The organism is Pseudomonas sp. LBUM1670 (assembly GCF_059695695.1).
Genome location: NZ_CP166783.1, coordinates 1,389,810 through 1,409,267, shown reverse-complemented (window position 1 = coordinate 1,409,267; position 19,458 = coordinate 1,389,810). Strand labels below are relative to the sequence as shown.

Annotated in this window: 16 protein-coding genes; 9 read left to right on the top strand and 7 right to left on the bottom strand. The window is 60.9% G+C overall.

The window, feature by feature from the left end; all coding sequences use genetic code 11:
* Positions 1-4: 4 nt before the first annotated feature.
* Positions 5-2,296, top strand: a complete 2,292-nt coding sequence (gene bglX / locus ACA073_RS06405; protein ID WP_497402445.1) for a beta-glucosidase BglX — start codon at positions 5-7, stop codon at positions 2,294-2,296.
* A 142-nt stretch (positions 2,297-2,438) separates the two neighbouring features.
* Here the strand turns inward: bglX and ACA073_RS06400 are convergent, their stop codons facing one another.
* The 5 genes from ACA073_RS06400 to ACA073_RS06380 all read right to left on the bottom strand — a co-directional run bounded on the left by ACA073_RS06400 (position 2,439) and on the right by ACA073_RS06380 (position 6,916).
* A complete protein-coding gene (locus ACA073_RS06400) occupies positions 2,439-3,596 on the bottom strand; it encodes a phospholipase D-like domain-containing protein (protein WP_497402443.1) in 1,158 nt (385 codons plus the stop codon).
* Position 3,597: 1 nt separating this feature from the next.
* A complete protein-coding gene (locus tag ACA073_RS06395) occupies positions 3,598-4,188 on the bottom strand; it encodes a YceI family protein (protein ID WP_497402441.1) in 591 nt (196 codons plus the stop codon).
* A gap of 235 nt (positions 4,189-4,423) precedes the next feature.
* Positions 4,424-4,753 carry an amidase gene (locus tag ACA073_RS06390; protein WP_497402439.1) on the bottom strand — a complete coding sequence of 110 codons (330 nt, stop codon included), beginning with the start codon at positions 4,751-4,753 and terminating at the stop codon, positions 4,424-4,426.
* Positions 4,750-5,844 (bottom strand): serine hydrolase domain-containing protein, encoded by a 1,095-nt coding sequence (locus tag ACA073_RS06385; RefSeq protein WP_497402437.1) that lies wholly within the window; start codon positions 5,842-5,844, stop codon positions 4,750-4,752. The genes ACA073_RS06390 and ACA073_RS06385 overlap by 4 nt, the downstream gene beginning before the upstream one ends.
* A gap of 184 nt (positions 5,845-6,028) precedes the next feature.
* Positions 6,029-6,916, bottom strand: coding sequence for an acyl-CoA dehydrogenase (locus ACA073_RS06380; RefSeq protein ID WP_497402435.1), 888 nt, complete (start codon positions 6,914-6,916; stop codon positions 6,029-6,031).
* 155 nt (positions 6,917-7,071) lie between these two features.
* Here ACA073_RS06380 and olsB point away from each other — a divergent pair, with 155 nt between their 5' ends.
* Complete coding sequence (gene olsB, locus ACA073_RS06375) at positions 7,072-7,827, top strand: L-ornithine N(alpha)-acyltransferase (RefSeq protein WP_084321729.1); 756 nt, start codon at positions 7,072-7,074, stop codon at positions 7,825-7,827.
* Positions 7,827-8,618, top strand: coding sequence for a lysophospholipid acyltransferase family protein (locus tag ACA073_RS06370; RefSeq protein ID WP_497402433.1), 792 nt, complete (start codon positions 7,827-7,829; stop codon positions 8,616-8,618). Before olsB ends, ACA073_RS06370 begins: the two co-directional genes overlap by 1 nt.
* Positions 8,619-8,738: 120 nt before the next feature.
* Here the strand turns inward: ACA073_RS06370 and ACA073_RS06365 are convergent, their stop codons facing one another.
* On the bottom strand, positions 8,739-9,314 hold the full coding sequence (locus tag ACA073_RS06365; RefSeq protein WP_497402431.1) for an acyl carrier protein phosphodiesterase: 576 nt from the start codon (positions 9,312-9,314) through the stop codon (positions 8,739-8,741).
* A gap of 171 nt (positions 9,315-9,485) precedes the next feature.
* Here ACA073_RS06365 and ACA073_RS06360 point away from each other — a divergent pair, with 171 nt between their 5' ends.
* The 3 genes from ACA073_RS06360 to ACA073_RS06350 are packed head-to-tail and all read left to right on the top strand — an operon-like array spanning position 9,486 to position 12,061.
* Positions 9,486-9,788: an ArsR/SmtB family transcription factor gene (locus ACA073_RS06360; RefSeq protein WP_497402429.1), complete on the top strand. Its 303-nt coding sequence runs from the start codon at positions 9,486-9,488 to the stop codon at positions 9,786-9,788.
* 34 nt (positions 9,789-9,822) lie between these two features.
* Positions 9,823-10,989, top strand: a complete 1,167-nt coding sequence (locus ACA073_RS06355; protein WP_497402427.1) for an MFS transporter — start codon at positions 9,823-9,825, stop codon at positions 10,987-10,989.
* Between the two features lie 22 nt (positions 10,990-11,011).
* The gene (locus tag ACA073_RS06350) at positions 11,012-12,061 is read left to right on the top strand and encodes an alkene reductase (RefSeq protein WP_497402425.1); all 1,050 of its coding nucleotides are present in this window, start codon (positions 11,012-11,014) and stop codon (positions 12,059-12,061) included.
* 336 nt (positions 12,062-12,397) lie between these two features.
* Here ACA073_RS06350 and emhR read toward each other — a convergent pair whose 3' ends face one another.
* Positions 12,398-13,030, bottom strand: a complete 633-nt coding sequence (gene emhR, locus ACA073_RS06345; protein WP_497402423.1) for an efflux system transcriptional repressor EmhR — start codon at positions 13,028-13,030, stop codon at positions 12,398-12,400.
* Between the two features lie 266 nt (positions 13,031-13,296).
* Here emhR and emhA point away from each other — a divergent pair, with 266 nt between their 5' ends.
* The 3 genes from emhA to emhC are packed head-to-tail and all read left to right on the top strand — an operon-like array spanning position 13,297 to position 19,079.
* Positions 13,297-14,454, top strand: a complete 1,158-nt coding sequence (gene emhA, locus ACA073_RS06340; RefSeq protein ID WP_497402421.1) for an efflux RND transporter periplasmic adaptor subunit EmhA — start codon at positions 13,297-13,299, stop codon at positions 14,452-14,454.
* Between the two features lie 3 nt (positions 14,455-14,457).
* The gene (gene emhB / locus ACA073_RS06335) at positions 14,458-17,622 is read left to right on the top strand and encodes an efflux RND transporter permease subunit EmhB (protein WP_497402419.1); all 3,165 of its coding nucleotides are present in this window, start codon (positions 14,458-14,460) and stop codon (positions 17,620-17,622) included.
* A complete protein-coding gene (gene emhC, locus ACA073_RS06330) occupies positions 17,619-19,079 on the top strand; it encodes an efflux RND transporter outer membrane subunit EmhC (protein ID WP_497402417.1) in 1,461 nt (486 codons plus the stop codon). Before emhB ends, emhC begins: the two co-directional genes overlap by 4 nt.
* Positions 19,080-19,458: the final 379 nt, after the last annotated feature.

Genomic DNA, 19,458 nt, shown 5'->3' with positions numbered 1-19,458 from the left:
ATTCATGAAGAAGCTGTGTTTGCTGGGTCTGTTCGTCAGCCTGGCCAGTCATACCGTATTGGCCGCCACGACGCCCGCACCTCTGGAAAACAAGGACGCTTTCATCAGCAACCTGATGAAGCAGATGACCCTCGATGAAAAAATCGGCCAGTTGCGCCTGATCAGCATCGGTCCGGAAATGCCTCGGGAGCTGATCCGCAAGGAAATCGCCGCCGGCAACATCGGCGGCACGTTCAACTCCATCACCCGCCCGGAAAACCGTCCGATGCAGGACGCGGCCATGCGCAGCCGGTTGAAGATCCCGATGTTCTTCGCCTATGACGTGATCCACGGCCATCGCACCATTTTCCCGATCCCGATTGCGCTGGCGTCGAGCTGGGACATGGACGCCATAGGCCTGTCCGGGCGCATCGCCGCCAAGGAAGCCGCGTCGGATGGCGTCGACATCACCTTCGCGCCGATGGTCGACGTCTCCCGCGACCCGCGTTGGGGCCGGACTTCCGAAGGCTTCGGCGAAGACACGTATCTGGTGTCGCGCATCGCCGGCGTCATGGTCAGAGCGTTCCAGGGCACTGGCGCGAACGCAGCTGACAGCATCATGGCCAGCGTCAAGCACTTTGCCTTGTACGGCGCGGTCGAAGGCGGTCGCGACTACAACGTCGTCGACATGAGCCCGGTCAAGATGTACCAGGACTACCTGCCGCCATACCGCGCCGCGATTGACGCCGGTGCCGGCGGGGTGATGGTTGCACTGAACTCGATCAACGGCGTGCCGGCCACCGCCAACACCTGGCTGATGAACGACCTGCTGCGCAAGGAATGGGGCTTCAAGGGCCTGGCGGTCAGCGACCATGGGGCGATTTTCGAACTGATCAAGCACGGCGTTGCCGCTGACGGTCGCGAAGCCGCGAAGCTGGCGATCAAGGCCGGCATCGACATGAGCATGAACGACACCCTGTACGGCAAAGAACTGCCGGGTCTGTTGAAGGCCGGCGAGATCGAGCAGAGCGACATCGACAACGCCGTGCGGGAAGTGCTCGCCGCCAAGTACGACATGGGCCTGTTCAAAGACCCGTACCTGCGCATCGGCAAGGCTGAAGATGATCCGGCCGACACGAACGCCGACAGCCGCCTGCACCGCGCCGAGGCTCGCGATGTTGCGCGCCGCAGCCTGGTGTTGCTGAAGAATCAGGGCGAAACCCTGCCGCTGAAGAAAACCGCGAAAATCGCCCTGGTCGGTCCGTTGGCCAAGGCACCGATCGACATGATGGGCAGTTGGGCCGCCAACGGTCGCCCTGCGCAGTCGGTGACGCTGTTCGACGGCATGACCACCGCACTCGGCGCGCAATCGACACTGATCTACGCCCGTGGCGCCAACATCACCAGTGACAAGAAAGCCGTTGATTACCTGAACTTCCTCAACTTCGATGCACCGGAAGTGGTGGATGATCCGCGTCCGGCCAATGTACTGATCGACGAAGCGGTGAAAGCCGCCAAGGATGCCGATGTGGTGGTCGCCGCAGTAGGCGAATCCCGTGGCATGTCCCACGAATCGTCGAGCCGCACCGACCTGAACATCCCGGCCAACCAACGCGAGTTGATCAAGGCGCTGAAAGCCACCGGCAAACCGCTGGTATTGGTGCTGATGAACGGCCGTCCGCTGTCGATTCTCGAAGAGAAAGACCAGGCCGACGCGATTCTGGAAACCTGGTTCAGCGGCACCGAAGGCGGCAACGCCATCGCCGACGTGCTGTTCGGCGACTACAACCCGTCGGGCAAACTGCCGATCACCTTCCCGCGTTCGGTCGGTCAGATTCCGACCTACTACAACCACCTGAGCATTGGTCGGCCGTTCACGCCGGGCAAACCGGGCAACTACACCTCGCAGTATTTCGATGACACCACAGGTCCGCTGTTCCCGTTCGGCTTCGGCCTGAGCTACACCGACTTCAGCCTGACCGACATGGCGCTGTCATCGACCACGCTGAACAAGACCGGCAGGCTCGACGCCAGCGTCATGGTGAAAAACACCGGCAAGCGTGACGGCGAAACCGTGGTGCAGCTGTACATCCAGGACGTGACCGGTTCGATGATCCGGCCGCTGAAGGAACTGAAGAACTTCCAGAAAATCACGCTCAAGGCCGGCGAACAGAAAGTCGTGCACTTCACCATCACCGAGGATGACCTGAAGTTCTTCAACGCCCAGCTCAAGTACGCAGCGGAGCCAGGCAAGTTCAACGTGCAGATCGGCCTGGATTCCCAGGACGTGACGCAGCAGAGCTTTGAGTTGCTGTAACCCTTCCAGGCAACACATAACAAATGTGGGAGCGGGCTTGCTCGCGGAGCCGGACTGTCAGTCGACATCATGGTGACTGACACACCGCCTTCGCGAGCAAGCCCGCTCCCACAGTGGTTTTAGGGTGTTGCGGAGATTGGGATTAACCCCGGCGATCCAGCAGATTCACCACCAGCCGATCCACCCATCCCCAGACCCTTTGCTTGACCCGTCGCCACAACGGCCGGCGTTGCCATGCCTCCAGGCTCACCTCTTGGCTCAACGCAAAGTCACGCTCGAAACTCGCCGCCACCGCCCTCGTCAGCCCGGGGTCCAGCGCCTCAAGGTTGGCTTCCAGATTGAATCGCAAATTCCAGTGATCGAAGTTGCACGAGCCGATACTCACCCAGTCATCGATCAGCACCATTTTCAGGTGCAGGAAGCACGGCTGGTACTCGAAGACCTGCACCCCGGCCTTGAGCAGTCGCGGGTAATAACGGTGCCCGGCGTAGCGAACCGACGGGTGATCGGTGCGCGGGCCGGTCAACAGCAGACGCACATCAACACCTCGACCGGCCGCCCGACGCAACGAGCGGCGGACTTTCCAGGTCGGCAGGAAATACGGTGTGGCCAGCCAGATTCGCTTCTGGCCACTGTTCAACGCACGAACCAGTGATTGCAGAATGTCGCGGTGTTGACGGGCGTCGGCATACGCCACGCGGCCCATGCCCTCACCTGTGGACGGCACGCGCGGCAATCGCGGCAAGCCGAAATGCGAGGCAGGTTTCCAGGCGCGTCGATGGCGGTTGGCGATCCATTGGCGGTCGAACAGCAACTGCCAGTCTATGACCAGGGGGCCGGTGATTTCCACCATCACTTCGTGCCATTCGCTGGTGTCTTCGCCCGGCGTCCAGAACTCATCGGTGACACCGGTGCCGCCGACCACCGCCATGCTCTGATCGACCAGCAACAGCTTGCGATGATCGCGATAGAGATTGCCGACCCAGCGCCGCCAGCTCAGGCGATTGTAGAAACGCAGTTCGACACCCGCCGCCATCAGCCGCTGACGCAAGGTCAGGGTAAACGCGAGGCTGCCGTAATCATCGAACAGGCAGCGCACCCGCACACCGCGCTCGGCCGCCTGGACCAGCGCCTGAACCATGGCTTCGGCACAGGCGCCCGCCTCCACCAGGTACAGCTCCAGCTCGACCTGCTCTTCGGCGCGGGCAATCGCGACCAGCATGCGCGGGAAGAACTGCGGACCGTCGATCAGCAGCTCGAAGTGGTTGCCTTCACGCCACGGAAAAATCGCGCCGGCCATGTCAACGCGCCGTGAAAATCAGTACCGCACCCACCGGCACCGACAGACTGATCGCCGACAAACCGGCGACCCTGCGCAAACTGTCCAGCCCCGGTGCCAGGTCGAAATCCGCGGCGTTGATCACCAGCGGTTCGAGCGTCACCACCTGAAAGCGCCGGTCATCCAGACGGGTCGCCAGCAGTTCGGCGTTGTAGTCGTGTTGTTTGCCATGGAGGTTGACGGTCACCGGCAGGCGCAATTCGAGTTGCGCGCCGGGCGCGAGGTCGTTGATCGGGCGCAGATCGATTTGTGCAGTGATCAAGGCTTCGGGAAAAGTCTGGATCTCGAACAATTCCTTGCGCATGCGTTCGTCACGCAAGGGGATGCCGCTGTTCACCGACTCCAACTCGACTTCCACCTCGGCCAGGCCTTTGGGGCTGACTTTGCCGTGCAGCACCAAGAAGCGCTGAACTTCGGAAATGTTGGCGTCTTTGGTGCTGACGAACGACAGCCGCGAGGACTCGCCGTCCAGGTACCAATTGGCTTGGGCCGACAAAGTAGCGCAGGCCAGCAACACAAATGCCAAGGTTTTGATAAGGAACCGCTTGAACATAAAGACCTGTGCTGAAAATAAACCTGCACGAACCTTAACCGCCTATGCGCCAGATGCAAACTGTCCATCACCGACACCGAACCTTTGTGGCGAGGGAGCTTGCTCCCGCTGGAGTGCGAAGCGCTCCCAATGTCAGGTAACAAGTTCTATCAGACGAACCGCGAGTGCAGGTTTTACGACTGCTACGCAGCCGAGCGGGAGCAAGCTCCCTCGCCACAAAAGAGCATCGCCGCTGTTAAGGCGTCAGGCGGCAGCCTTGGCGTTTGCCGATCCACTGCGCGTTGTTGCTGCGGCCCATCCCGCTGACGGTGATGCGCTTGCTGGCGGGGTCATCGGTAAAGCCGGTGACGGGTATCCACTGCTTCACATAGCCATGGCAATATTCGGCGTCGTTGTTCATCACATACCGGCACGAGCAATATTCCTTGGCGGTGTAGGCGCTGATGATGTCCGGGAACGCCCACAGCGCCACCCGCTCCTGCCAGATCCAGCCGAGCAAGGCGATCAGCAGGATCAACCACAGCGTGCTGAACGGTCGGCGGCGGACAAAACTGCGGCGGTTCATGGCTGCACCTTCCCGGCGAATGCCATGCGCGCGAGTTTGAGCAGTTCGTTGTGTCGATAGCGGCCATCGCGATCATCGCCGTAGCGCACGATCACCAGGTTTTCACTGGGGATCACGTACATCGCCTGGCCCCAATGGCCGAGTGCGGCGAAGGTGTCGGCGGGGGCATCGGGCCAGGGTTGTGCGGCGCCATCCGCTGCGCGATTGAGCCACCACTGACCGCCCGGCACCGCCTCGTCCTGATGGGCTCGATAGCGGTCGAAAGGCTGGCGGTTGAAGGCGACCCAATCCTTGGGCAGTAATTGCCGGTCGCCCCAACGACCGTCGCGGGCCATCAGCAGGCCGACTCGTGCCAGGTCCCGCGCGGTGAGGTAGGCATAGGATGAGGCGACGAAGGTGCCCGTGGCGTCGGTTTCCCAAACGGCGTGGCGAATGCCCAAGGGTTCGAACAGCGCCGTCCATGGATAGTCGGGATAGCGTGCCGGGCCGACGATGTTTTTCAGCGCCGCGGCCAGCAGATTGCTGTCGCCACTGGAATACCGAAAGGCCTGACCGGGTTGGGCATACTCGGCGTGATCGGTGGTGAATGCAGCCATATTGTGATGACCGCGGGTGTAAAGCATCGCCACCACCGAGGACTTCAACGGGGCGTATTCGTAATCTTCCTGCCAGTCCAGGCCAGAGGCCCAGTGCAGCAGATCGGCGAGGGTGATCGCCGGGTGTTTTTCCAGCGGTGGATAGAACTTCAGCGCCGGGTCCTGGAGTTTGAACAGGCCTTCGCCATAGGCGACGCCGAGCACCGTGGCCATGAGGCTTTTGCTGATCGACCAGGTCAGGTGCGGCGTGTCGGCAGTGGTCGGGCCGGCGTAGCGTTCGTAAATCAACTGGCCGTCGCGGATCACCAGCAAGGCATCGGTGCGGATGCCTTTTCGGGTGCTGTCGTCGCGGGGTGGGAAGGCGTAGGTTTCCAGGGTTTGGAGCGCCGGGCCGCTGACAGTTGGGCCGGTGGACCATTGCTCGGCTGGCCAGTGCTCGGCGTGGGCCGTGAGGCTGAGCAGCAGCATGAACAGCAGGGGCAAGCCTTTGAACATGGTGGGGGCTCGGAGGGATGAACCGGCTGAGCTTAGTCGAGGTTGATGACAGTTTTGGATTTTGTGTCGTTCATCCGGCCGTCTTCGCGAGCAAGCCCGCTCCCACATGGGATCTGTGCCGGACTCAAATCTTTGGCACAACATAAATCCAATGTGGGAGCGGGCTTGCTCGCGAAGGGGCCGGTCAATTCAGCGAAGATCCAGCAAGTGCCTTGGCCAACCGCTTCCCTCTGGCGCCCGCCGCCAAATCCATCACCGACTGATCCCGCTGCCACATCGCCGCCCACTCCGGCGTCCCATCGGCCAACGCTTGATTCACCTCAACCTTCAACCCGTCAAACTGCGCAAACAACCCACCCAGCAGCACATGCCCGGCCGGGTTGTTCGGCGCCTGCCGGCTGACTTCCGCGCATCCGGCCAGCAACGCCAGCAAACGCAGTAACACGTTCTGCGGCCAGTCGCTGTCCTGACCAACCCCATACAACCACGCCGTCATGGCGCTCAGCACATAGATGTCTTCGAGGGTGCGGAACGGTTTGACATACGCGTCCCAGCCATCCCCCGCCAGCAATTCGCACAGCGCGTTTTCCAGCAGCAACCGACCGTGGCTGATGTCCGGCATCAGCGGGATCGCCGGGAGTTTTTCCACCCGTACACCCGGTTCGCCGGGATAGACCACGGCCAGGCTCAGGCGCGGATCATCGCCGGGTTCTTCACTGCGGGCGGCGATCAGCAACCAGTCCGCCGCATCGCCGGCCGTGACGAAGTCCTTGCGTCCGCTCAGACGCAGGTCGGTCAGACGCGTCTGCATGTCCGCCACCCGCAGGCTGCGCTGCTCGGTCGCGCACAACGCGCCGAGGCTCGGCGGCGCGCTCGGCCAGAGCATGCGCAACGCCGCCTGATAACCCACCAGAAACGCCAGTCCCGGTGTCGCCATCAGGCGTCCGCCGACCACCGCCAGCTCAAACGGCGTGACCGTACCCAACTGATGCAACAAGGTCGCGAAACCCTCCGCCAGGTCTGGATTGGCAGGCAAGCGATCGCGGCGGTTCAACAGGTTTTGCCAGGGCATAAGAGGCTCCTCGTGGGCTGTCATATAAGCATCACCAAAGCTTCATGGCGATGACACCGGGGCTACATAGCCTGACTTTGCACAACAAGGCTGGATAAAGAAAGTCGATCCGCTGTAACCCCAAGACGGGTGAGCAGCCCGCACGGAGATTCGTCATGACTCAGATCGCCCGCATCAGCGACACCGGCAATGAACGCCGCCTGCAAGCCGAACGCCTGGTGGGCGCCGAGGCCTTGCAGGAAGCCCAGGCCTTGCGCTTCAACGTGTTCAGCGGCGAATTCAACGCCAAGCTGAAAGGCGCGGAGCTGGGTCTGGACATGGATGATTACGATGTTCACTGCGCTCACATCGGTGTGCGCGACTTGAACACCGGGCGCCTGGTGGCGACCACCCGTTTGCTCGACCACACGGCCGCCAGCAGCCTGGGCAGGTTTTACAGCGAAGAAGAATTCAGCCTGCACGGCCTGGTCCACCTCAAAGGCCCGATCCTCGAAATCGGTCGCACCTGCGTCGACCCGGCCTACCGCAACGGCGGCACCATCGCGGTGCTCTGGGGCGAACTGGCTGAAGTCCTGAACCAGGGCGGCTACAGCTATTTGATGGGTTGCGCGAGCATCCCGATGCAGGACGGCGGCATTCAGGCCCACGCGATCATGCAGCGTCTGCGCGAACGTTATCTGTGCACTGAACACCTGCGCGCCGAACCGAAAAAGCCGCTGCCGGTTTTGGACATCCCCTCCAACGTCATCGCCGAAATGCCGCCACTGCTCAAGGCCTACATGCGCCTCGGTGCGAAGATCTGCGGCGAGCCGTGCTGGGACGAAGACTTCCAGGTCGCCGACGTGTTCATCCTGCTCAAGCGCGACGAACTCTGCCCGCGCTACGCCAAGCACTTCAAGGCGGCTGTGTAATGAGCCGTCTGCGGGTGTACGCGCGGATTGCGCGAGTGTTGGTGGTGGTGACATTGGGACTGAGCATGGCCAGTGTCTTCGGCGTGTTCGAGCGCTTGGGCATCGCCCACTCGATGGTCCGCCGTCAGCGTTGGTCGCGATTTTTCATGGCGCGCCTGGCGAATGCCCTGCCCTTTCGCGTGACGGTGCACGGTAAATTGCCGAAGGAATCGATGCTCTGGGTCAGCAACCATGTGTCCTGGACCGACATCCCGCTGCTGGGCATGCTGACGCCGCTGTCGTTTCTGTCGAAGGCCGAAGTGCGCACCTGGCCGGTGGCGGGCTGGTTGGCGGCCAAGGCGGGCAGCCTGTTTATCCGTCGCGGTTCGGGCGACAGTCAGTTGATCCGCAAACAAATGACCCGTCATCTGGAGCAGGAACATGCGTTGCTGATGTTTCCGGAGGGCACCACTACCGATGGCCGCTCCCTGCGTACGTTTCATGGGCGCCTGCTGTCATCAGCGATTGATTCGCAAACGAAGCTGCAGCCGGTGGCGATTCGTTATTTGCGCGAAGGTGAAGTGGATTCGCTGGCACCGTTCATTGGTGATGATGACTTGCTCTCGCACCTGATGCGGTTGTTTGCCAATGACCGGGGTGAGGTGGAGATTCATCTGCTCAAGCCGATTGCCTGCGAAGGTCGCGAGCGTGCGGCACTGGCGTTTGAAGCTCAGCAAGCGGTGCAGAAGGCGTTGTTCGGGGCGATTCCGGAGAAACAGCAAGTTCCGATGCGTCCGGCGATTGCGGCCTGACGCAATTCCCCCGGAGAAACACAAATCCCCTGTGGGAGCGGGCTTGCTCGCGAAAGCGGTGTGTCAGCCGACATCAATGGTGGCTGACACACCGCTTTCGCGAGCAAGCCTGCTCCCACATTAGATTCGCGGCGTTGCAGCGAATGCCTGCAACTCGGGGTAGAACAATCTGAAGTCATCGCTCAACGGCTCATACAACACCCGCAACTCCTGCATCGCCGCCGCCAATTCCTCAGGCTTGGTCAACCGCCGTGAAATCCCCCGCAACACCTGCTCCAGCACGTCAAACTCCCGGTAAGAACCCAACCAGTCATTCGCCACCATGTGCGGCGCAATCCTTGCCAACCGCTCCGGCAATTGCCGCTCATTGGACAACACCCGATACACGTCCGAAGTGAACTGCTCCAACGGCAGATCCGCGTACAACGTCCAGTCACGCGCCAGGCAATGATCGAAAAACACATCGAGCACGATCCCGGCGTACCGCCGACGCGTCAGGGAAAACCGCGACAACGCCACATCCACCAACGGATGGCGATCGGTAAACACGTCGATGCTGCGATGCAGCTGGATGGCCGCCTCGATCTCCGGGTCGAACTGCCCTTGCAGCCGTCCTTTGACGAAATCGCCATACAGACTGCCGAGCAATTGACCGGGACGCTGGCCACCGAGGTGAAGATGTGCGAGATAGTTCATGCCGCGCAGCTTAGCACTGCGGATACTCTTCTTTACAACATCATATCGTTATAACTCGATATACCGATTTACGCGGTCTTCAGACCAAAATCATATTGGTATATCGCGAAATACCGATTTAAAGTTCGCCTCATCGCGATATAGCGTTTTACTCATCACGAGCCCCAAGCCATGAACCTCGACCTCGACGAAATAATAAAAGCCCTGGCGCACCCGGTACGGCGAGACATCCTGCACTGGCTGAAAAACCCGGACGTCGAATTTCCAGACCAGACCCACAGCAACGAGCACGGCGTCTGTGCCGGGCAGATCGATCAACGTTGCGGCTTGTCGCAGTCCACCGTGTCTGCACACCTCGCGACCCTGCAACGCGCCGGCCTGATCAGCAGCCGCAAAGTCGGCCAGTGGCACTTTTTCAAACGCAACGAGGAAACCATCCAGGAATTCCTCCGCACCTTCAGCAAAGAGCTCTGACCCTTAACGTCAGTCAGCCGACAAGGAATCAACAATGCCCCTCTCGCTACTCATTCTGGCCTTGAGCGCCTTCGCCATCGGCACCACCGAGTTCGTCATCATGGGCCTGCTGCCCGATGTGGCGGCCGACCTTGGCGTGTCGATCCCCGGCGCCGGCTGGCTGGTGACCGGTTACGCCCTCGGCGTGGCCATCGGTGCGCCGTTCATGGCACTGGCCACCGCCAAACTGCCGCGCAAGGCCGCACTGGTGGCGTTGATGGGCATTTTCATCATCGGCAATCTGCTGTGTGCAGTGGCCAGTGACTACAACGTGTTGATGTTTGCCCGGGTGGTGACTGCCCTGTGCCATGGCGCCTTCTTCGGTATCGGTTCCGTGGTGGCGGCAGGTCTCGTGCCCGCCAACAAACGCGCTTCGGCCGTGGCCCTGATGTTCACCGGCCTGACCCTGGCCAACGTGCTCGGCGTGCCGCTGGGCACCGCGCTCGGTCAGCAATACGGCTGGCGTTCGACGTTCTGGGCGGTGACTGTGATTGGCGTGATCGCCCTGATCGGCCTGATCCGTTTCCTGCCACCCAAGCGCGACGAAGAAAAACTCGACATGCGTGCCGAACTGCGAGCCCTCAAAGGCGCCGGTATCTGGCTGTCGCTGAGCATGACAGCATTGTTCGCGGCATCGGTCTTCACCTTGTTCACCTATGTCGCACCGCTGCTGGGCGAAGTCACCGGTGTCTCGCCACGCGGCGTGACCTGGACCCTGATGCTCATCGGCCTGGGCCTGACCGTCGGCAACATCATCGGCGGCAAAATGGCTGACAAAGGCCTGGCGGCGACGCTGATCGGTGTGTTCATCAGCATGGCGGTGATTTCCACCGTGCTGACCTGGACCAGCGTTGCACTCATCCCGACCGAAATTACCCTGTTCCTCTGGGCCACCGCGTGCTTCGCCGCCGTGCCTGCCCTGCAAGTCAACGTGGTGACCTACGGCAAGGCTGCACCGAACCTGGTGTCGACCTTGAACATCGGCGCGTTCAACGTCGGCAACGCACTCGGCGCCTGGGTCGGCGGCAGCGTCATCGCCCACGGCTACGGCCTGACCAGCGTGCCACTCGCGGCCGCTGCACTGGCGGTACTCGCCCTGCTGGTGACCCTGATTACTTTCCGTCAGAGCGGTAATCCCGAACTGGCCCCTGCTACCCACTGATACCTCACGAGGGTTGTATTTCATGACGACTATTTTCGATCCGATCAAACTGGGCGACATCGAGTTGACCAACCGCATCATCATGGCGCCGCTGACCCGCTGCCGCGCCGACGAGGGCCGTGTGCCGAACGCGCTGATGGCCGAATACTACGTACAACGCGCCTCGGCCGGCCTGATTCTCAGCGAAGCCACCTCGGTCACGCCGATGGGCGTCGGCTACCCGGATACCCCGGGCATCTGGTCCAACGACCAGGTGCGTGGCTGGGCCAATGTGACCAAAGCGATCCACGGCGCGGGCGGCAAGATTTTCCTGCAGCTGTGGCACGTTGGCCGGGTGTCCCACGCGTCGTACCTGAACGGTGAAGCACCGGTCGCACCGAGTGCCATCCAGCCAAAAGGTCACGTCAGCCTGGTTCGCCCACTGGCCGACTACCCCACCCCGCGCGCACTGGAAACCGCCGAAATCGCCGACATCATCGACGCTTACCGCACCGGCGCCGAGAACGCCAAGGCCGCCGGTTTTGACGGCGTGGAAATCCACGGTGCCAACGGTTACCTGCTCGACCAGTTCCTGCAAAGCAGCACCAACCAGCGCACCGACAACTACGGCGGTTCCCTGGAAAACCGTGCTCGCCTGTTGCTGGAAGTGACTGACGCGGCGATCGAAGTCTGGGGCGCCGGCCGTGTCGGTGTGCACCTGGCACCGCGCGCCGACTCCCATGACATGGGTGACGACAACCTGTCCGAGACCTTCACCTACGTCGCTCGCGAACTGGGCAAACGTGGCATTGCGTTCATCTGCTCCCGCGAGAAAGAAGGCGCCGACAGCCTCGGCCCACAACTGAAAGAAGCCTTCGGCGGCCCATACATCGCCAACGAACGCTTCACCAAGGACAGCGCCAACGCCTGGCTGGCCAGCGGCAAGGCCGATGCGGTCGCCTTCGGCGTGCCGTTCATTGCCAACCCGGATCTGCCGGCCCGTTTGAAGGCCGATGCGCCGCTGAACGAGGCACGTCCTGAGTTGTTCTACGGCAAAGGCCCGGTGGGTTACATCGACTACCCGACGCTGTAATCGCTACCCGTTGAAACGCAAAAGCCCCGACTCGAAAGAGCCGGGGCTTTTTATTACCTGAACAACGTCAGGGATTTAACACCATTCATTGTGGGAGCGGGCTTGCTCGCGAATGCGGTATGTCAGCCACTTCATATATCGACTGTTACACCGCTTTCGCGAGCAAGCCCGCTCCCACAGGGAGTTGTGTCTGATGCCCGGCACTCACATTCGCTCACAGACCAGACACAAAATTCCTACAAAATACTGAGCTTGCTACCTGTCATCCAAGCGAATGGGCGTATATAAAAGCACCCCACTGCCGTAGAGCGCGCGAAGCCGATTACACAGGTTGCTTCATTTGCGCAGGCTGGGGCTCAAACGCAGCATCTCCAACCCGGTATCGACCCAACGCTCGGCCTCGGTGTGCAGCTGGAAACTGTCCGGCGCGAGCAACCACTCGTACAGCAGGCCGTCGATATAGGCATGAATGCAGATGGCCGCGCGGGCGGTGTCGAGATTGTCCGGCAACTGCCCTCGATTTACCGCATTACGCAAGGCCAGGCCGATGCGCACATTGCAATCGAGGCTGACCTTCCGGCGCTGCTGGCGCAGGTCGCACATTTCATCGGTGAATTCGCACTTATGATACAAAATCTCATTGATGCGTCGGGTTTTCGGGTCCAGGGCAACTTGATGAAACAAATGAATCAGCAGCTTGCGCATGCAACCCAATGGGTCGAGTTCATCTTCGCTTTCACTCGCCTTGGCCATTTCGTCCAGCGGCTCTTGCAACGTATCGAGCATGGCTTGCACCAGGTCCGCCTTGTTACTGAAGTGCCAGTAGATGGCCCCGCGCGTCACGCCGGCCAGGGTCGCGATGTCCGCCAGCGTGGTGCGCGCCACGCCCCGTTCGTAAAAGGCTTTCTCTGCCGCTTCGAGTATCTGGCTACGGGTTTCCTGAGCTTCCTCTTTGGTACGACGGACCATGTCGGTACAACCTCAATCAGGGTGCTTCAGCGATGCCTGAACATCCGCTGAACAAAAGTGGGGTGAACGCTCTTGGGCGTCGTCCCCGGCCTACAATCCGAACCTTTGAAACGGCTTTTGTAACGGAGTGGGTACGCAGCCAAGGTATTTACAAACAACCATGAACGTAAGTATATTCCTTAGCAAGCTACTTATCCACCCAGCGCACATTTTTTACCCTTACACATTTCTTGTGCGCAATTTGCGCGCCTGACCCGAGGATTTTCATGCAATTCAAGCCAGCTGTTACCGCTCTGGTCACTGCCGTCGCCCTCGCAACGCTGCTCAGCGGATGTAAAAAGGAAGAGGCGCCACCGGCACCTCCACCGCCTCAGGTCGGCGTTGTCACCCTGCAACCGCAAGCCTTCACCCTGACGTCCGAGCTGCCGGGTCGCACCAGCGCCTACCGCATCGCCGAAGTTCGCCCTCAGGTCAACGGCATCATTCTCAAGCGTCTGTTCAAGGAAGGCGGCGACGTCAAGGCCGGCCAGCAGCTGTATCAGATCGATCCGGCGGTTTATGAAGCCACACTGAAAAGCGCCGAAGCCAATCTGCAACAGACCAGGTCGATCTCCGATCGCTACAAGCAACTGGTCAACGAGCAGGCCGTCAGCCGTCAGGAATACGACACCGCACTGGCCAACCGCCTGCAATCGGAAGCCGCGATGCAAAGCGCCCAGATCAATGTGCGCTACACCAAGGTCTACGCGCCACTCTCCGGTCGTATCGGTCGTTCGAGCGTGACCGAAGGCGCACTGGTCACCAGTGGCCAGGCCGACGCCATGGCGGTGATCCAGCAACTTGATCCGATCTACGTCGACGTTACCCAGTCTTCCGTGGAGCTGCTTGAACTGCGCCGCGAACTGGAAAGCGGTCGCCTGCAAAAGGCCGGCGACAACTCGGCCGCAGTCAAGCTGACCCTCGAAGACGGCAGCCAGTACAAGCTCGACGGCAAGCTCGAGTTTTCCGAAGTCTCGGTTGACCAGACCACCGGTTCCGTGACCTTGCGTGCGGTGTTCCCGAACCCGGATCACACCCTGCTGCCTGGCATGTTCGTTCACGCCCAGCTTCAGGCCGGCGTCAACGCCGCCGCCATCCTGGCACCGCAACAAGGCGTGACCCGCGACCTCAAAGGCACCCCGACCGCGCTGGTCGTCGGTCCGGACAACAAGGTCCAGCTGCGTCAACTCAAGGCCAGCCGCACTGTCGGCAGCCAGTGGCTGATCGAAGACGGCCTGAAGGCCGGCGATCGCCTGATCACCGAAGGACTGCAATTCGTCAAACCTGGCATTGAAGTCAAGGCCACTGAGGCGACTAACGTTGGCGCAAAGAACCCGGCCCCCGCACAGGCAGCTGACAAGGCTTCCAGCGGCAAAGGGGAGTAAACCATGTCGAAATTTTTTATCGACCGTCCGATTTTCGCCTGGGTAATTGCCCTGGTGATCATGCTGGTCGGGGCTCTATCGATCCTCAAGTTGCCGATCAACCAGTACCCGAGCATTGCGCCGCCGGCGATCGCCATCTCCGTGGCCTACCCGGGCGCTTCCGCGCAAACCGTGCAAGACACCGTGGTGCAGGTGATCGAACAGCAGCTCAACGGTATCGACAACCTGCGTTATGTGTCCTCGGAAAGTAACTCTGACGGCACCATGACGATCACCGCGACCTTCGAGCAAGGCACCAACTCCGATACCGCGCAGGTTCAGGTCCAGAACAAACTGAACCTGGCCACCCCGCTGCTGCCGCAAGAAGTACAGCAGCAAGGTATCCGCGTCACCAAGGCCGTGAAGAACTTCCTGATGGTGATCGGCGTGGTCTCGCGTGACGGCAGCATGACCAAGGACGACCTGTCCAACTACATCGTGTCCAACATGCAGGATCCGATCTCGCGGACAGCCGGCGTGGGCGACTTCCAGGTGTTCGGCTCCCAGTACGCCATGCGGATCTGGCTCGATCCGGCCAAGTTGAACAACTTCAACCTGACCCCAATAGACGTCAAAACCGCCATTGCCGCGCAAAACGTCCAGGTATCGTCCGGCCAGCTAGGCGGCCTGCCTGCCCTGCCCGACACTCAGTTGAACGCTACGATCATCGGCAAGACCCGCCTGCAGACCGCTGAGCAATTCAACAAAATTCTGCTCAAAGTCAACAAGGACGGCTCTCAGGTTCGCTTGAAAGATGTCGCCGACGTCGGTCTGGGTGGTGAGAACTACAGCATCAACGCCCAGTTCAACGGCGCCCCGGCTTCCGGTCTGGCGGTGAAACTGGCCACCGGCGCCAACGCCCTCGACACCGCGAAAGCCCTGCGCAAGACCATCGACAGCCTCAAGCCGTTCTTCCCGCAAGGGATGGAAGTGGTGTTCCCGTACGACACCACGCCCGTGGTGACCGAGTCGATCAAGGGTGTGGTTGAAACCCTGGTCGAAGCGATCGTGCTGGTGTTCCTGGTGATGTTCCTGTTCCTGCAAAACTTCCGCGCCACCGTCATCACCACGATGACCGTACCGGTGGTATTGCTGGGTACATTCGGCATCCTCGCGGCATTCGGTTTCAGCATCAACACCCTGACCATGTTCGGCATGGTGTTGGCCATCGGTCTGCTGGTGGACGACGCCATCGTCGTGGTGGAAAACGTCGAACGGGTCATGAGCGAAGAAGGCCTGTCACCGAAGGAAGCCACCAAGAAATCCATGGGGCAGATCCAGGGTGCGCTGGTCGGTATTGCCCTGGTGCTCTCGGCGGTACTCTTGCCGATGGCGTTCTTCGGCGGTTCCACCGGTGTGATCTACAAGCAGTTCTCGATCACCATCGTCTCGGCCATGGCCCTGTCGGTACTGGTCGCGCTGATCTTCACCCCGGCGCTCTGCGCCACCATGCTCAAAGCCATTCCCAAGGGCGAGCACGGCGTGCCGAAACGCGGATTCTTCGGCTGGTTCAACCGCAACTTCGACCGTAGCGTGAAAAGCTATGAGCGTGGTGTCGGCAACATTCTGCGCAACAAGGTGCCGTACCTGCTGGCCTACGTGATCATCGTCGTCGGCATGATCTGGTTGTTCATGCGAATTCCATCCTCGTTCCTCCCTGAGGAAGACCAGGGCGTACTGTTTGCTCAAGTGCAGACCCCGGCCGGTTCGACTGCCCAGCGCACTCAGGTAGTCGTGGACCAAATGCGTGAATTCCTGCTGCGCCCAAGCAAGGATGGCGGTGAAGGCGATGCGGTGAACTCGGTGTTTACCATCACCGGCTTCAACTTTGCCGGCCGTGGCCAGAGTTCGGGTATGGCGTTCATCATGTTGAGGCCGTGGGATGAACGTAACGCCGACAACAACGTGTTCAAAGTCGCAGCCCGTGCCCAACAGCACTTCTTCACCTTCCGTGACGCCATGGTGTTCGCTTTCGCGCCGCCAGCGGTACTGGAGCTGGGTAACGCCACCGGTTTCGACGTGTTCTTGCAAGACCGCGCCGGTATCGGTCACGAAAAGCTGATGGCTGCCCGTAACCAGTTCCTCGGCATGGCGGCGCAGAGCAAAGTGCTGTCGCAAGTGCGCCCGAACGGTCTGAACGACGAGCCGCAATACCAGTTGGAAATAGACGACGAGAAGGCCAGTGCGCTGGGCGTTACCATCGCCGACATCAACAACACCCTGTCGATTGCCTTGGGCAGTAGCTATGTGAACGACTTCATCGACCGTGGTCGGGTGAAGAAGGTTTACGTGCAAGGCCAGCCCGGCGCGCGCATGAGCCCTGAGGACCTGAAGAAGTGGTACGTGCGCAACAGCGCCGGGACCATGGTGCCTTTCACCGCGTTTGCCAAGGGTGAGTGGATTTACGGTTCGCCAAAACTGGCCCGTTACAACGGCGTAGAAGCGATGGAAATCCTCGGCGCCCCGGCTCCGGGTTATTCCACCGGTGAAGCCATGGCCGAAGTCGAGGCGCTTGCCCAGAAACTGCCGGCCGGTGTCGGTATTTCCTGGACCGGTCTGTCGTATGAAGAACGACTGGCGGGCTCCCAGGCGCCGGCGCTGTTCGCGCTGTCGATCCTGATGGTGTTCCTGTGTCTGGCGGCGCTGTATGAAAGCTGGTCGATTCCGATTGCGGTCGTGCTCGTGGTGCCTCTGGGGATTATCGGTGCACTGCTGGCTACCAGCCTGCGGGGTCTGTCCAACGACGTGTACTTCCTCGTGGGTCTGTTGACCACCATCGGGCTGGCGGCGAAAAACGCCATTCTGATCGTCGAGTTCGCCAAGGATCTGCATGAACAGGGCAAGAGCTTGCAGGAGGCTGCGATTGAGGCTTGTCGCATGCGTTTGCGGCCGATCATCATGACCTCCCTGGCGTTCATTCTCGGCGTGGTGCCTCTGGCCATTTCCACCGGCGCCGGCTCGGGCAGCCAACACGCCATCGGTACTGTGGTAATTGGCGGTATGATCACCGCCACCGTACTGGCGATCTTCTGGGTCCCGCTGTTCTTTGTCACCGTGTCGGCCATGGGTCAGCGTAAAATCGCCGATCAGGACGACGCTATTGAACCTTCTAAAGAGGCTGGCCAATGAGCAAGTCGCTACTCTCCATCGCCGTCGCGGCCTTCGTGCTGAGCGGCTGCTCGCTGATACCCGACTATCAGCAGCCTGAAGCACCGGTGGCAGCGCAATACCCGCAAGGCCCGGCGTATTCGCCGACCCAGGCGCCTGCACAGGCCGCCGCCGAACAGGGCTGGAAGCAGTTTTTCCATGACCCGGCATTGCAGCAGCTGATCCAGGTCGCCCTGGAAAACAACCGTGACCTGCGTGTCGCGGCGCTGAACATCGACGCGTTCGCGGCGCAGTACCGCATCCAGCGTGCGGACCTGTACCCGGCCGTGTCGGCCAATGGCACCGGCACCCGTCAGCGGGTTCCGGCGGATGCTTCGCAGACCGGCCAGGCGGGCATCACCAGTTCCTACTCCGCTACCGTTGGCATCAGCGCCTATGAACTCGACCTGTTCGGTCGGGTTCGCAGCCTGAGCGAAGAAGCACTGCAGAAGTACTTCGCCACGGAAGAAGGCCGTCGCAGCACGCAAATCAGCCTGGTCGCCAGCGTGGCGAATGCCTACCTGACGTGGCAGGCCGACAAAGAGCTGCGCAAGCTGACTCAGGACACCCTCGGTGCATTCGAGGAGAGCTACAAGCTCACCGCGCGCAGCAACGAAGTGGGTGTGGCTTCCGCCCTGGATCTGGCGCAGTCGCGTACCTCGGTGGAAAACGCCCGTGCACAACTGGCCCGTTACACGCGTCAGGTTGCCCAGGATGAAAACAGCCTGGTGCTGCTACTCGGCACCGGCATCCCGGCCAATCTGCGAGAAGCCAAGCCGCTGTCTGACGACCTGTTGAGCGACGTACCGCCCGGCCTGCCGTCGGACCTGCTGCAACGTCGTCCGGACATCCTCCAGGCCGAATACAACCTGAAAGCGGCCAACGCCAACATCGGCGCGGCACGGGCGGCGTTCTTCCCGAGCATCAGCCTGACCGCCAACGCCGGGACCCTGAGCCCGGACCTGTCCGGCCTGTTCAAGGGCGGCTCGGGCACCTGGTTGTTCCAGCCGCAAATCAACCTGCCGATCTTCAATGCCGGCAGCCTGCGCGCCAGCCTGGATTACTCGAAAATCCAGAAAGACATCGGCGTGGCGAACTACGAGAAGTCCATTCAAACGGCCTTCCAGGAAGTCGCCGACGGCCTGGCCGCCCGCCAGACCTACACCGAGCAGTTGCAGGCCCAGCGTGATTTCGTCACCGCCAACCAGGACTACTACCGTCTGGCCGAGCGTCGTTATCGCATTGGCGTCGACAGCAACCTGACGTTCCTCGATGCCCAGCGCCAGCTGTTCAGTGCCCAACAGGCACTGATCACCGACCGTCTGGCGCAACTGACCAGCGCCGTGAATCTGTACAAGGCACTGGGCGGTGGCTGGAATGAGCAGACTGCGAAAGTCGAGCCGCTGAAAGAAGAAGCGCCGAAGTTGAAGTTGTTCTGATCGAGTTGCTGTAGACAAGGGGCCCACCGTTTGGTGGGCTTTTTGTTGGCTGCTGGGAAAGGTGTATTGACTGCTCTGGCCCCTTCGCGAGCAAGCCCGCTCCCACATTCGCCCGCGTTCCTTCTGAAAGAACTCGGTCAAATGTGGGAGCGGGCTTGCTCGCGAAGAGGCCAGCTCAGACACCAAACAACCTGCCCCCATCTTGCGTTCGATAATCGCCCAAAACCCGCTTTTACCAATTGAACCATCCAGTTCATTCCCCGCACCATTCGCCACACAAAACCAATAACAACAGGTTCGACACCATGCCCCCGCGCCCCGCCCTGTCTGGCTGATCTCGCCCCGTTTCATTTGAATTCGAATCTTTTGTCTGCAACCC